This is a genomic window from Kitasatospora sp. NPDC058444 (genome assembly GCF_042721415.1).
Classification (GTDB): Bacteria; Actinomycetota; Actinomycetes; order Streptomycetales; family Streptomycetaceae; genus Kitasatospora.
In genome coordinates, this window is record NZ_JBHXLL010000037.1 from 19,385 (window position 1) to 33,764 (window position 14,380).

The 14,380-nt window shown below is 75.6% G+C and carries 8 protein-coding genes; 2 read left to right on the top strand and 6 right to left on the bottom strand.

Annotation, left to right across the window (positions count from 1 at the left end):
• Window positions 1-257: 257 nt before the first annotated feature.
• From ACFWP2_RS29785 to ACFWP2_RS29795, 3 genes are read right to left on the bottom strand one after another with little or no spacing between them, the layout of a single operon-like run.
• A complete protein-coding gene (locus tag ACFWP2_RS29785) occupies window positions 258-806 on the bottom strand; it encodes a hypothetical protein (RefSeq protein WP_380457089.1) in 549 nt (182 codons plus the stop codon).
• Complete coding sequence (locus ACFWP2_RS29790; protein ID WP_380457091.1) at window positions 806-3,262, bottom strand: hypothetical protein; 2,457 nt, start codon at window positions 3,260-3,262, stop codon at window positions 806-808. Before ACFWP2_RS29790 ends, ACFWP2_RS29785 begins: the two co-directional genes overlap by 1 nt.
• 10 nt (window positions 3,263-3,272) lie before the next feature.
• Entirely contained in the window at window positions 3,273-3,911 is a 639-nt protein-coding gene (locus ACFWP2_RS29795) for a hypothetical protein (RefSeq protein ID WP_380457093.1), read from the bottom strand.
• A 247-nt stretch (window positions 3,912-4,158) separates the two neighbouring features.
• Between ACFWP2_RS29795 and ACFWP2_RS29800 the strand changes: the two genes are divergently transcribed.
• On the top strand, window positions 4,159-5,784 hold the full coding sequence (locus ACFWP2_RS29800; RefSeq protein WP_380457095.1) for an alpha/beta hydrolase: 1,626 nt from the start codon (window positions 4,159-4,161) through the stop codon (window positions 5,782-5,784).
• A 63-nt stretch (window positions 5,785-5,847) separates the two neighbouring features.
• On the opposite strand, the gene ACFWP2_RS29805 is transcribed toward ACFWP2_RS29800, so the two are convergent.
• The 3 genes from ACFWP2_RS29805 to ACFWP2_RS29815 form a co-directional block, all read right to left on the bottom strand.
• Window positions 5,848-9,105 (bottom strand): BTAD domain-containing putative transcriptional regulator, encoded by a 3,258-nt coding sequence (locus ACFWP2_RS29805; protein WP_380457098.1) that lies wholly within the window; start codon window positions 9,103-9,105, stop codon window positions 5,848-5,850.
• A 128-nt stretch (window positions 9,106-9,233) separates the two neighbouring features.
• On the bottom strand, window positions 9,234-10,223 hold the full coding sequence (locus tag ACFWP2_RS29810; RefSeq protein ID WP_380457100.1) for a helix-turn-helix domain-containing protein: 990 nt from the start codon (window positions 10,221-10,223) through the stop codon (window positions 9,234-9,236).
• Window positions 10,220-11,230: a helix-turn-helix domain-containing protein gene (locus ACFWP2_RS29815; RefSeq protein WP_380457103.1), complete on the bottom strand. Its 1,011-nt coding sequence runs from the start codon at window positions 11,228-11,230 to the stop codon at window positions 10,220-10,222. Before ACFWP2_RS29815 ends, ACFWP2_RS29810 begins: the two co-directional genes overlap by 4 nt.
• Before the next feature lie 199 nt (window positions 11,231-11,429).
• On the opposite strand from ACFWP2_RS29815, the gene ACFWP2_RS29820 reads away from it, so the two are divergent.
• Entirely contained in the window at window positions 11,430-14,177 is a 2,748-nt protein-coding gene (locus ACFWP2_RS29820; protein ID WP_380457105.1) for a helix-turn-helix transcriptional regulator, read from the top strand.
• The last annotated feature ends 203 nt before the right edge of the window (window positions 14,178-14,380 follow it).

The following is a 14,380-nucleotide window of genomic DNA, read 5'->3' on the forward strand; positions in this document are numbered from 1 at the left end:
CTCCCCCGGGAGCGTGCGCACCGAACCGCGACGCGTACGCAGGGTCCGCGCGCGAACTGCCGGTGCCTCCCTGCCGCAGCCGCGCCACCCGGACCGTCGACGCCGCCCCTTCGGGCCCCGCCCCGGCCCGCTCGGTACCGGACGTCGACGGCCTTGATGCCGGTGAATTCGACTTCGGGTTCGTCGGCACGTCCGCCGCTCTTGGAGTAGACCTCCGGGAATCCCACGGCGGTGCGGACCTGCGGTCTGCCAGACGGTCAGTTCAGGTCGAAGTCGTCGGGGTCGAAGGTGAAGTCGTCCGCGGTGAAGCCGCCGTAGGCGCCGCCGTTGAAGTACCCGGCGAGGGCCTCACCGATCACCTGGCGCACGTCGTCCTCGTTCTCGGCACGGGCCAGGGCGGCGGCCTGCTCGCCGGTGAGGTTGAGGTGGACGTCACGGGCCCGGACCGCGTCCGAGCCCTGGATCTCGAATGTCGTCGTGCGCCCGACGCGGGCGCCGATGCCGGAGATCGTCCCGCGCTGTGCCAGCTGCTTGGCCCTGCGCTCCCGGCCGCGCTCGGTCGTCTGCACCTCCAGTGTCTCGCGCAGCAGCTGCTGCTCGTGCTTGGAAGGGTTGCGGGAACCGTCGATCCAGCGCTGCACCGTCCGGGGTGAGACGCCGTACGCGGCCGCCATGGCCTTGGTGTTGCCGCCGTACTTGCGGTCGCGGACCTGCCCGGCTCGGGTGGTGGACTGCGCAGGGGCCTTCCGCGAGGGGAACAGCGCCTCGCGCACCGGTCCGAACATCCCCTGGAGCTTGCCGGCCATCAGTGACCGCCTTCCTGGTCGTCCTGCCCGGCGCCGACGCCTTCGGCGGCGGCCTGGTCCTGGTCGATGGCGGTGCCGTCGGTGGTGTAGTCGTGGGTCAGCCGGGAGGGGTGCTCCCGGCGGCCCATCGCCTCGATGGCGGCCTGGAGCGGGATCGAGGCCTCGTGCTTGTGGCTCCCCGGGGCGATACCCAGGCGCAGCGCACCGGGGACCGGGGTGCCGTCGTCCTTGACCGGCAGGAGCTCCAGCGGGGACGGGGCGTCGGTGGCGTAGAGGTAGGAGTCGACGTTGATCGCGAAGGGGGCGCGGCCGGTGAGCCGGAGGGTCTTGCGCAGGCGGCGGTGGGCGGCGATGCGGGCGGCGGCGATGATGTGGAAGCGGATCTCGGGGCGGTAGGACCAGGTGGCGGCGACCTTCTCCAGCCACTGCTCGTCGTCCAGGTGGCGGGCCGAGTCGGCCCACTTCCCGATCCCGCCCTTGTAGATGTTCTTGTAGAGCCCGGTCAGGGCCAGGGCGTCGTTGCGGGCGGGGTCGTCGCCGGCGTTCTTGTGGGCGGCGTAGGCGGCGAGGAACTCGGTCGGGCTCTGGCCGTCGACGAGGCCGAGGTCGGCGTAGGTCCGCTTGTACCCGGCCCGAAGGTGTCCGGTCCACTCCTTGAGCAGGGGCACCGTGTGGGTGGACAGGTACGCCTCGGTGATGGTGGCCGGGTCGAAGCCGTAGGTGGCGGCCATGTAGGCGACGGTCGGGGTGGCGTACCAGCCGGGCCCGGTCGGCGGGCGGCCGTGGAAGGTCGCCGGGTGCGGCAGCAGCTCGTCGACCTCGGTGGTGGTGAAGTCGCACCACCATAGGCCGGCGGTCTTGCCGCCGTTCCAGTCCGGGTTCTGCGCCTGCTCCAGCGGGCCGGAGGGCAGGCGCAGGGAGTCGGTGACGGACAGGTAGGAGGCGCAGACGTCGACCGCGACCGCCCACCGGCGTCCGGTCTCCTGCTCGGTGAGGTCGCGGGCCCACCACTTGTAGTCCTCCTCCTCGCACACCGTGCCGCCCGCGGAGAGCAGCGTGCGGGTGAGCGGGTGGCGGGCTCCGGCGGCCGGGGGCACGCAGAAGTCGCCCTTGGGGAGTGCGCCCTCGCGGGGGTGGGCGGACCACTCCCCCGTCGCCGCGTCCTTCACCCATTCCTCGCGCGGGCGCACCGCTTCCAGCAGGCCCATCCCGGTGGTGGCGGTCGTGGCGCCGGGGGCGACGCCGAGGTCGGTGGTGAAGGCTCGGAACCGGCGGGCGAACGTCGCCCCGTCGGTGGTGCCGTCGGGGGCGGTGGCGAGCGGAAGCGCGAGCGCGCTGGTGGCCTGCTGGCGGGCGTCGCCCTGGCCGAGCCAGGGTGCGACGGTGATGCTCAGCGAGGTCTTCCGGCCGCCGGCCGAGCCCTTGCGGCGGAAGGCGCGGAAGGTCGGCCCGATGTGTTCGGAGACTTCCATCCCGACCGTGGCGGCGGCCTTCGCCAGCTTGGCCTGGAGCGAGGCCAGGGCCTTCTCCGTGGCCGGGAGGGCGGCGGGCAGGCCGAGCTGCTTGAGCGCGGCGGCGGTCAGGCAGACCGTCCCGTCCCCGGCCCGGCCCGATGGGTGGGCCCGCTCGATCCGCAGCGGCAGGCCCGTGCCCAGCCACGCGAACCAGTCGCCCAGCTTCGGTCCGGCCGGGGCCGGGACCTGCGGGATGTCCAGCACCCAGGTCCCGTCCGGCGCGGCGTCCAACGCGACCACCGGCCACCACTGGGCGGCGGCCGATGCGGTGGCCGATGCGGTGGCCGCCCGGGTGGCGGGACGCGCCGCGGCGGAGCGGTTCGGGGTACCGGGCGTGGCCGGGCGCGGGGTCGGCCGGGCCGCCGGAGCCGCGGGCGTGGCGGCACGGGTCCGCGCCTCGGCGGCAGGAGCTGCCTCCGGCGCGGGCGCGGTGACCGGCGCCGGGACGGGTGTCGGCTGCTCGGTCCGGGGAGCGACGGGCGCGGGTGCCGGGGCGGCGGGGCGGCAGAAGCCGCCGAGGTGCATCGGGCGTCCCTGGGCGCGGTAGACCGACGGTTGGCCGCACTGCACGCACGGCGCGGCCTGGAACATCGCCGGCGAGCCGTCCGGGTTCTGGTCGAGCGTCGCCTGCCGGGCCACCGGCACGGCCTGCTGCTCGGTCGCGGCCGGCACCGGGGCGGCGGTGGGGTTCTGGGGCGCGGGGAACCGGGAGGCCAGGCCGTCGAGGAGCCGGTTGTAGGCGGGGGCGATGTCCGGGGCCGGGACCGCGGTCCCGTCCTCCCAGCCGCGCACCAGCGCCGAGTTCACCCGCAGCGCGACCGCCACCTGCGTGACCGTCAGACCGGCCGCCAGGCGCAGCCGCTGACGCTCCGCCGGAGCGGGCAGGCCGGTTCGCACGCTCGAGAGCAGGGCGTCGACCGAGTCGAGGATCTCGTCGGACATCAGGCGCTCCTCAGCGTCCGTTGGGTCGAGTCGGGCCGATCCGGGGATCACCGAACAGCGCGTCGAAGACCTGCTCGGTGGCGCAGGCGATCAGGCCCCGCTCGGCATGCCGCAGTGTGTAGCCGGCGCTGCGGCCGAGGTCGGCCCGTGCGATCGGGACCTGCGGGCGGTAGTAGAAGGTCAGTTCCCGGCCCGCGAACTCCGTCGGCTCCGCCGCTCGCTCGGCCGGACCGAACGGCAAGGTGAACTCGGGCAGGTCGGTCACGTCCGGCTCGTCCGCCAGGTGGAGTGCGCCGTCGTCGGTGGTGCGGAAGGCGACGACCAGGTCGACGCCGCCGCTGCGCCGGTCCCGCGGAAGACCGTGGCCCTCGAGAACCCGGCCCAGCTGGGAGGCGGACATGCCGGCCGCGACGCCCAGGGCGCGGCGGTTGGAGTAGCCGCCGGTGGAGTCCGCACGAGCCATCGCCACCTCCTTGAACACGGCCAGGTGCTGGGTGAGGCGGCTGGTGCGGGCCACCAGGGCGACCAGGTCGTCGAAGTCGACGGCCTGCGGCGGCTCCACCGGCTGGTCGCCGCGCAGCCCGGCGAGCAAGGCGGCGCCCAGGTCATCGGGCACCTCGACCTGCTCGCCGCCGATGCTGATCCTCACGAGCACACCCCCAAACAGTAGAACTTGACCAAATAGTAGAGGCGTTCACTTGGGGAGTCCAGGTGGGGAGGGCGCACGGCAGCGTACTGGTGCGCCTCCCACCGTTCTGCCGGACGGCGCCTGAGCCGCTGCCAGCGGGATGCCAGCGGTCTGCCAGCGGGGTGCGGAACCGTCGCGTCTGACGGGCGGTGCGCCGCGACCGAGGAGCGCCCGCGACTGCCCGGACCGTCGACGAAAGGACACCCGCGTGACTCCCACCTCCCCTCCCACCGGCCCGGCCGCAGGACCGCGCCGCCCCAGGGCCTCCCGCACCGCGAACCGGCGGGAGGCAGCCTGGCGGCTCGTCGCCGGTGCCGCCGCGGCCGCGCTGCTGGCCGTCGTGTGCCCGGCGACCGCGGTGGCCGCGCCGGACACCGTCCCGGTGCCGCGACTCGCCTGGGCGGCGTGCGCGGACGGCTTCGAGTGCGCGACCGCCCGCGTCCCGCTCGATCACCACGACCCGCGCGGCGCCGGGATCGACCTCGCTGTCATCCGGCACCCGGCGCAGGACCGGGCCCACCGGATCGGCTCGCTGTTCTACAACCCCGGCGGCCCGGCCGTGCCCGGCACCGCGGCCCTGCCCATGATGCTCGGCCGGTTCCCCGAAGAGGTGCGCCGGCGCTTCGACATCGTCAGCTTCGACCCGCGCGGCACCGGCGCCAGCGCTCCCGTCCGGTGCTTCGACGACCCGGCGGACGAGCAGGCCCTGCTGGCGGGCACGGCCGCCGGCTACCCCGAGGGCGCGGACCAGCAGAACGCCTGGGCCGACGCCTACCAGCGCCTCGCCCGGCAGTGCGCGGCCCGCAGCCCCGACCTGCCGGCGCACATCTCCACCGCCAACGTGGCCCGGGACATGGACCTGCTCCGCCGGGCGGTCGGCGACCGGCAGCTCAGCTACCTGGGCACCTCGTACGGCAGCTACCTCGGCGCCACCTACGCCAACCTGTTCCCCGACCGGGTGCGCGCGATGGTCCTCGACAGCGCCCCGGACCCGGTCGCCTGGTCGACCGGCCGCGGCGACCAGGCCGCCACCACGGGCACCCTGCTGCGCAACGGCAGCGACGTGGCCACCGCCCGCGTCCTGGACGCCTTCCTCGACCAGTGCGGCCAGGCCGACCCCCGGACCTGCGCCTTCTCCGCCGGGACGGCCGCCGCGACCCGGGCCAGGTACGGCGAGCTGCTCCAACGGCTGCGCACCCGGCCGGTCGTGGTCGGCGGGGCGACCGTCACCGCCGGCTCGGCCGTGGAGGCGACGATCACCTCGCTGTACGCCACCAACCCCGTCGCGCAGCTGCCCATCAGCTGGAGCCAGCTCGGCACCATGCTCCAGACGCTCTGGACCGCCACCGAGACCCCCTCCGCGCCGGGCACCCCGCTGCCGCCCGTCCCCCGCCAGTCTCCGGACCAGGCGCTGGCGGTGGTCTGCTCGGACAGCGCCAACCCGCCCGCCGCAGCCGACTACCCCGCCCTGGCCGCGTCCGCCCGGGCCCGCTCCGGCGAGGCCGGCCCGTACTTCGCCTGGGCCGACGAGCGCTGCGCCGACTGGCCCGTCCGGGACCGCGACCGCTACGACGGCCCGTGGAACCGGCCGACCGCCCGGCCGGTCCTGGTCGTCGCCAACACCGGTGACCCGGCCATGCCGTACGAGGGGTCCCGCGCGATGGCCCGCTCGCTCGCCCGCGCGCGGCTGCTGACCGTCGACGGCTACGGCCACACCGTGCTGGCCAACCCCAGCGACTGCGCCGCCGAGCACGAGACCCGCTACCTGGTCGACGGAGTCCTGCCCTCCCCCGGTACGGTCTGCGCCCCCACCCGGCCGCCGTTCAGCGGCTGATCGCCCGTCCGGCCGGCCGCGCCCCCACCCCGGGGGCGCGGCCGACGTGCCCCCGGGGGTCGGTCAGCCCGCCTCCAGGGCCAGCGACTCCGGCCGCGACAGCGCCCGGCCACGCTCCCAGGCGGACCGGAAGCCGGCCTCCCCGAGGGCCTCGGCGCAGCCGTCCAGGACGGCCCGCAGCTCCGGATCGCCCGCGTCGTGGGCCCCGCGCAGGCCGTACGCGGCGCCCAGGGCCGCCGCACCGCGTGCCGCGTCCCCGAGCGCGAGGCAGTGCTCGGCGAACCCCTCCAGCACGTCCGCCCGCACCGGCTGGTCGCCGCTCCCGGCGGCCAGTTCCAGGGCCCGGCGGTGCAGCGTCCCGGCCGCGTCCGGCGCGCCGCGCCGCTGCCGGGTGCGGGCCAGGCCGGTGTGCAGCAGGGCGAGCAGGTGCAGGCGCGCGGGGGCGCCGGGGCCGGTCGCCGGCAGCCGCTCCAGGCGCCGCAGCGTCTCCTGCTGACTGTGCAGCGCCGCCTCCAAGTCCCCTTCGCGCCGGGCGAGTTCGCCGATCTCGTAGTGGGCGGCGGCCTGCAGGTGCGGGTCCCCGGCCCGTTCGGCTGCGGCCAGCGCGCGCTCCAGGTCGGCCCGGGCCGCGGCCGGTTCGCCGCGGCGCGCCCGCAGCCGGCCGGACAGCAGCAGTGACAGCGGCGCCTCGCCGGAGCCGCCCGTCTCGGCGTCCCGTTCACCGGCCTCCGTGAGCGCCGCGAGGGCCTCGTCGGCCGCGCCGGTGACGGACAGCAGCGCGGCGAGCGTGACCAGTGCCATGGCCAGCCCCCAGCGGTCGCCCAGGGCGCGGAAGCCGTCCACCGCCGTCCGCAGGCAGTGCTCGGCGTGCCCGATCCGGCCCGCGCCCAACTCGATCCGGCCGAGCACCAGCTGGGCGGCGGCCCGCATCCACCGGTCGGGGTGATCGGCGTACCGCTGCGCGGTCGTGCCCACGGCATCCGGCGGTCCCGCCGTGGCGAGCAGCAGCGCGGCGGCCAGGGCGACCGGGTGGTCGGCCTGCTGGGCCGTGACCAGCGCCGTGCCCATCGCCTCCGGTGGGATCGCGGACTCGCCGCTCTCCCGGAGCGGGGCGGTGAGCTGGGCCAGGATCACGCACAGGGCGTGCGCCTGCTCCAGACCGGGCGGCGGGGTGTAGCCGTGGGCGGCGAGGACGGCCGCCGTCCGCTCACCGGCCTCACGGCCCTGACCGCGCATCAGCCAGGGCCAGGCCCGGGCGGCCGCCAGCCGCAGCGCGTGCTCCGGCGGGCCGACGGCGACCGCCCGGCCCAGTGCCGCGTCCAGGTTGCCCTGCTCCGCGTCCAGCCGGGCCAGCCGGCCGGTCTGGCCGTCCGTCCGCAGCCGGGGTTCGGCGTTCTCGGCGAGCTCGACGAAGCAGCGCAGGTGGGCGGCGCCGGTTCGGTCGTCCTCGCCGGCCTCGGCGAGCCGTTCGGCGGCGTAGGCGCGGACCGTCTCCAGCAGCCGGTAGCGCACCGTGCCGGTCTCCCGGCCGACGGCCGTGACCAGGGACTTGTCGACCAGGGAGGCCAGCAGGTCCTCCACGGCCGTCGGGTCGGGGGCCGGCCCGCTCGGCCAGGTGCCGGCGCAGACCAGGTGCGCGTCGGGGAGGGTCGCTCCGCCGGCGAAGACGGAGAGCCGTCGCAGCAGGACGCGCTCGTCCTCGTCGAGCAGTTCCCAGCTCCAGTCGACGACGGCGCGCAGGGTGCGGTGCCGGTCGGGAGCGGTGCGTGGGCCGCGGTCCAGCAGCCGGAGCCGGTCGTGCAGTCGCGCCGCGACCTGTCCGGGGCTCAGGGCCCGCAGCCGGGCCGCCGCCAGTTCGAGGGCCAGCGGCAGGCCGTCCAGCTCGCGGCAGATCCGGACGACCGGCCCGACGGTGTCGTGGTCCAGCGTGAAGCCGGGACGGGCTGCGGCAGCCCGTTCCGTGAAGAGGCCGACGGCCGGGTGCGCGAGCGCTTCCCGGACGGTGGATCCGGGCTCGGGCACGGCGAGCGGTGTCACCGGCCAGAGCGCCTCGCCGGTGATTCCGAGCGGTTCGCGGCTGGTGGCGAGCACGGTGAGCCGGGGCGCGGCGGCCAGCAGGCGGTGGGTCAACCGGGCGGCGTCCTCGATCAGGTGCTCGCAGTTGTCCAGGACGAGCAGGACCTCACGGCCCTCCAGGGCCCGGATGATCCGGTCGACGGGGTCCCCGGCCTGATCGCCGGCGGGCAGGCCGCCGGCCAGCACGCCGGCCTGGGCCGGCCGGCAGACAGCGGTCAGTACGGCCTGGGTCACTGCGTCGGGCCCGTCGGCGCCCGCGAGTTCGGCGAGCCGTACGTCCGTCGCGGGCGGGGTGGCGCTCGCGGCCGCGATCGCCAGCCGGGTCTTTCCGACACCGCCCGGCCCGGTCAGCGTCACCAGGCGGGAGTTGTGCAGGCGTTCCTCGACCGCTGCCAGCGCCTCGTCGCGGCCGACCAGAGCGGTGAGCCACAGGGGTAGTGCCGCCCGCCCGGCCGGGTACCGGGCGGCAGTCGGGGCCGGCCCGGGCGCCGGCGGCTTGGCGCCGGACAGCACCCGCAGGTGGGCGTCCCGCAGTTCGGCCGACGGGTCCGCACCCAGGTCCTCGGCCAGCGCCCGCCGGGTACGTTCGAACACCTCGAGCGCCGCCGCCTGCCGCCCGTCCGCGTGCAGCGCGCGCATCAGCCTGACGGCGGCCCGTTCGCGCAGCGGGTGGGTGACACAGAGTCCGGTGAGCTCGGCGACCAGCCGCGGCAGCGCTTCGGTGCCGCCGAAGGCGAGCAGGGCGTCCGCCCGGTCCTCGAGCGCCGCCAGCCGCAGCTCCGTCAGCCGGGCCGCGGGCGCGGAGGTGAAGCCGGCGCTCGCGGCGTCCGCGAACGGTGCCCCGCGCCACAGTTCCAGGGCCCCGTCCAGCAGCGCGACCGCCTCGGCGAACCGGCCCGCCGTCAGCGCCGCCCGCCCGGCGGCCACCCGCTGCTCGAAGTCCCAGGCGTCCACGCTCGCCCGGGGCAGGTCCAGCAGGTACCCGGCGGGGTGCGAACCGATCACCGTCCGGTCGCCCCCCAGCGTCCGGCGGAGCCGGGAGACCAGGGACTGCAGGGCGCCGGCGGGCTCCTCCGGCGGCGTGTCCGCCCACAGGTCGTCCACCAGGCGCTCACGGGTGACCACGCGCCCGGGGTCGAGAGCCAGCCGGACCAGCAGCAGCCGAAGCCGCGCCCCGCCGACCTCGAAGGCCGCCCCGCCCCCGCCCCGCACGACCTGAAGCGGCCCCAGAACGTTGATCCGCACCCCGCCCGCCCCTCGCCCGGCACCAGCCGGCACCCAAGATCAATCCAAGATCATTATCCCGGTGTCCCGCCGGGCCCGGACGGCAGGGCACGATCCGGGCGAGGCCTCACGGGCGTACGGGTGACGATTCAGCCGTCCCGGCGCGTGTGGTGGGCGCCGGCCTGCCAGTCACGCGGCGTCATGCCGTAGGCCGCGCGGAAGGCGCGGGTGAAGTGGCTGGAGTTGGCGAAGCCCCAGCGCCGGGCGATCCCCGCCACGCCGAGCTCCCCCGCCATCGGCCGGAGCAGGTCCCGATGGCAGCGCTCCAACCGCTGGGTCCGGATCCACCCGCCGACCGTGGTGCCCTCCTGCTGGAACAGCTTGTGGAGGAGGCGCACCGACATGAAGTTCGCCGCCGCGATCGTCGACGGTGACAGGTCCGGATCGCGGAGGTTGCGCAGGATGTGCTCCTTGACCCGTTCGAAGGAGGCCGCTGTCCGTGTTCCCTGCGGCCGGGCGCGCCCGGCCCGGTCGTCGACGAACAGCGCCAGCAGGTCGAGTGCCGTGGCCGCGGCCCGGCGCCCGACGGCCTCGTCCAGCTCCGCCGCCTGGTGCGCCATCCTCGACAGGTAGTCCGTCAGCAGCGCGGCGCTGCCCTCGGCGCCGCTGAACGCCGTGGCGGTGAGGGCCCGCAGGTCCTTCTCGGGCACGTCCAGTTCGGCGCGGGCGAAGTGGAAGGAGGTGAAGGCGAACTCCTCCTCCATCCTCTTCCGGAAGACCCGGGAGGTGTCGGTGATGGAGAACCCGCCGGGCCGGATGAGCGTCTGCCTGCCGTCCTGCTCCTTGAGGGCGGTGCCCCGTTCCTGGAGGGTGAGGACGAGCGTCGGCGAGTCGCCGTCGGCCAGGTGCCTGCACCGGGTCGCCGCCTGGGGCCCGGCCTGGACCCTGGAGATCCGCAGGCAACCCAGCCGGTCGCCGACGATCTCCCCGGGCGACGGCACCTCCTCCAGGAAGTCCACGGTCATCGGCACGAAGGTGTGGGACACGGCGTCCTGCCAACTCTCCGCCCGGTCGGCGGCGGACAGCGACGCGGTGGAGAGAGATGCGGGCACCGGGTTCCCCTCGGGTCGATCGGTCATCGGGACACCCGGCCCCGGGTGTCCCGCGGCTGGGACGGCTCGGTGCCGCCGCGGGTGTCGCGCCACCGGCTCGGTGAGATGCCGTACGCGGCACGGAAGAGCCGGCTGAAGTGGGCCGGATCGGTGAAGCCCCACCGCTGGGCCACGCCGGAGACCGTGCTGTCGCCGCCGTCCTCGCGGGAGAGGTCCTCGGCACTCGCCTGGAGCCGGCGGCGCTGGATCAGGCGGCTGACGGTGGTCCCCTCCCCTTCGAAGAGCTTGTGGAGGGAGCGGACGGAGATGCGGTGCGCGGCCGCGATCGTCTGCGGTCCGAGCTCCGGATCCCTGAGGTGCCGGTCCACGTGGGCGTGGATCTGCCGGATCCGGGTGTGGCGGGAGTCCTCCGCTTCCGGCGCGTCACGGGCGGCCTGCTCGGTGACGAGGGTGGCCACCAGGTCGGCGAAGTTGCACGCCAGTCGACCGGCGACGAGCGCCGGGCAGTCCTCGGCCGTCTCGGCCAGGGCCAGCAGGGAGTGCTTGACCAGGGCGGCCACCGGGCCGCCGGCGTCGGCCACGGTGGCCGTCACCCGTTCCAGCTGCTCGTCGCGCACGCCGAAGGCCCGGCGGGGAAGCAGGCACACCCTGACGTCCACTCCGTCCGGGTAGTCGACCACGTGGGGGGTCTCCGTGTACCAGAAGGAAACCGCTCCCGCGGGGACCTCGGCCGTCCGGCCGTCCTGTTGCACCACGGCACCGGTGGCCCCCATGACGGCGACCACGGCGAACCCCTCGGCCTGCCTGGTGCCACGGGCGATCTCCCGCGGGCCGCGGGTGAAGCGGCGGGGGCCGGCGTGGGTCGTGAGGAAGAGCAGGTGCCCCAACTGCCGGATCGTCATCCGGCCCGGGTCCGACGCGGGCTCGTACGGGGCGACCGTCACGGGCACGGCGGCGATGGAGACGGCCCGGCTCCGGCGACGACCGGTGTTCCCGCCCTTCGGGAACCCGGCCGGGTCGGTCACGGATGTCATGGGTCCTCTCCCTCCGGTCGGCACGGCATCCAGCATGGAACACCGGATGACTTACGTCGGCGGCCGAATGACTGCGAAGCGACTGTGGGTGATGTGTCGCCGGACACATGACTCTCAGCGCATTCCAGCCGTGCAATGCGTGCACCTACACTGCAAAGGTCCAGGTCAGAGCACTGGCGTAGGCGCAGAGGAAGATCGGATGTCAGGCACCACACTGTTCGGCCGGGACGAGGAGCTGGCGGTCGTCGACGCACTGGTCGACGCCCTGCCCGAGCGTGGCGACGCGCTGCTGATCCACGGGGCCCCCGGGATCGGCAGGTCCGCCCTCCTGGACCACGCCGCCGCCCGGGCGCGCGCCTGCGGATTCACCGTCCTCAGGGCCTCGGGTGTCCGGGCCGAGAGCGATCTGCCGTTCGCGGGCCTGCACCAGCTGACCCACACCGTGACGGACCTCGTCGCGCGCCTGCCCACCCCCCAGGCGCAGGCGCTGCTGGGGGCCTTCGGCATGGCGGAGCCCTCCCCCGGCGCCTCCGGGCCCCAGCTCTTCATGCTGTCCCTGGCCACCCTCGGCCTGCTCGGCGCGGCGGCCGCCGAAGCCCCCGTCCTGATGGTCGTGGACGACGCCCAGTGGCTGGACGGGCCGACCCTGGACGTCCTCGCGTTCGTCGCACGCCGCGTCGGCGCCGAACCCGTCGGCCTGCTCGTCGCCGTCCGCGAGGACCGTACGGGGTGGCGCGGCACCCCCGGCATCCGCGAACTGCACCTCGCGCCCCTGGCACCGGTCGCGGCCGACGCCCTGCTGGACGCCCGCCACCCCGCTCTCGCCCCGGGGACGCGCCGCCGGGTGGCGGAGCTGTCGGTCGGCAACCCCCTCGCACTGACCGAGCTCCCGCTCACCCTGGGGGCGGACGGGGCACCCGCGGACTCCAGGGTGCTGCCGGGGCTCGCGCTCACCACCCGGCTGGAGCGCGCCTTCTCCGTGTCGCTGTCCGACCTTCCGCCTGACACGCGGCACGCGCTGCTGGTCGCGGCCACCGCCGACGACGGCGCGCTGACGGAGGTGCTCACCGCGGCTTCGGCGCTGACGGACACCGAGATCTCCGTACCGTCCCTGGAGCCCGCCATGGCCGCGGGTCTGGTGCGCGTCGACGGGTTCCGGATCGACTTCACCCACCCGCTGGTGCGCTCCGCCGTCCTGGGCTCGGCCCCGCTCGCGGACCGTCTCGCGGCCCACGACGCGCTTGCCCGCACCCTCCGGGGACAGCCCGACCGGCAGGCGTGGCACCGGGCCGCGGCCGGCGGCCGTCCCGACGAAGCGGTGGCGCGGCAACTGGACCAGGCCGCGTTCAGCGCGAAGGAGCGCGGCGCCGCCGCGGCCGCCCTGACCGCGCTGGAACGCGCCACCGCGCTGAGCGAGGCGCCGTCGGGCAGTGTGGCCCGCCTCCTCGGCGCCGCGGAGCTGCGCTTCGAACTCGGGCAGGCGGATCGCGTGTCAGAGCTGCTCCAGCAGGCCGAATCGCTGGGCCTGGACGTGCTGGAGCGGGCCCGCGTGGTCCTGCTGCGCGAATGGCTGGAGTCGGAGTCCGACACGAGCACGTCCCGGATCCACCTGCTGGTCGCCACGGCCGAGCAGGCCGCCGAGGCCGGCGATCCCGAACTCGCGCTGCGGCTGCTGCGCGTGGCCGCGTGGCGGTGCTGGTGGGGGGACCCGGGGCGAGAGCTGCGGGAGCGCGTCGTGACGGCCGCCGAGCGGCTACCGGTCCCCGAACTCCACCCCGACCTGGTGTGCACGCTGGCGGGGGCCGCCCCGCTGGAGGCGTCGACGACGGTGATCGACCGGCTGCGGCGCCTCGAGCGCGAGGGCGGGTACGACGTCGTGACCGCCGCCACGCTGGCCAACGCGGCCATCATGGTGAACGGGTTCGACCACGTCACCGGATTCGCCCGCCACGCGGCGGACGGACTGCGTCGTCAGGGGCGCCGGGGCCCGCTGACCAAGACACTGGTGCTCCTCGCCCTCGCCACCGTGCACACCGTCGACTGGGAGACCGGACTCCCGGCGGCGGCCGAGGCCGCCCGACTGGCCGAGGAGACCGCACAGCCGCGTTGGCTGACCGGCGCGCGGGTGGCGAAGGCACAGTTCGCCGCGCTGCGCGGGGACGTGGACACCGCGCTGGTCGCGATCGGCGAGGCGGAGGGCCAGGGACTGACCGTGGTCGACCCCTCCAAGCTCGCGTACATCCAGATCACCCGCGGCCTCATCGGCCTCGCCGCGGGCCGTTTCGCCGAGGCGTTCTCCTGCGTCTGGCGGGTCTTCGACCCGGCCGATCCCTCCTACCACCCGTTCATGCAGACCCTGGCCATCACCGAGTTGGCCGAGGCCGCCACCGGCGACGACGAGCGCGCCATGGCGAAGGCCGCCCTGGGGCGGCTCCTCGCGTCCGCCGGGACGAGCGAGGTCCAGATGATCCGGGTGAGCCTGGGATTCGCCCGGGCGCTGCTCGCCGACGACGAGCACGCCGAGGAGCACTTCCGGTCGGCGTTCGACCTGGACATGTCCCGTACCCCCTTCGTCCGTGCCCGGCTGATGCTCGCCTACGGCACCTGGCTCCGGCGGCGCCGCCGGGTGATGGAGGCCCGCACCCCGCTGCGGATCGCCCGGGAGTCCTTCGCGGCCATGGGCGTGGAGCCCTGGCGTGAGCGGGCGGCCCAGGAGCTCCGCTCGGCCGGCGAGGGCAGCAGGAGCCAAGGCCGCCCCGACCGGGACCTGCTCACGCCCCAGGAGGTCCAGATCGCCCGACTGGCGGCGCAGGGGCTCTCCAACAAGGAGATAGGTCGGCAGCTGCACCTGTCGCCCCGGACGATCGGCACCCACCTGTACCGGACCTTCCCGAAGCTCGGGATCACCTCCCGCAGCCAGCTGAGCGAGAAGCTGGGCGCGGACTGAGCGCGACCGCCCGGTCGGCGGACCGAGCGTGACCCGTTCGGTCGGCGGGCAGGTGCTCGCCCGGAGCTGCTCCGGCGGTGCACCGCGACGGCCGACGGCGGGGCGACGGCGCGTTCCACGGGCCGCTCACGGCTGAACCGGCCGGAACCGGAAGGCGGCCGTGGCATCCGGCCACGGCCACCCACCACCTCTTGATCCGGAGC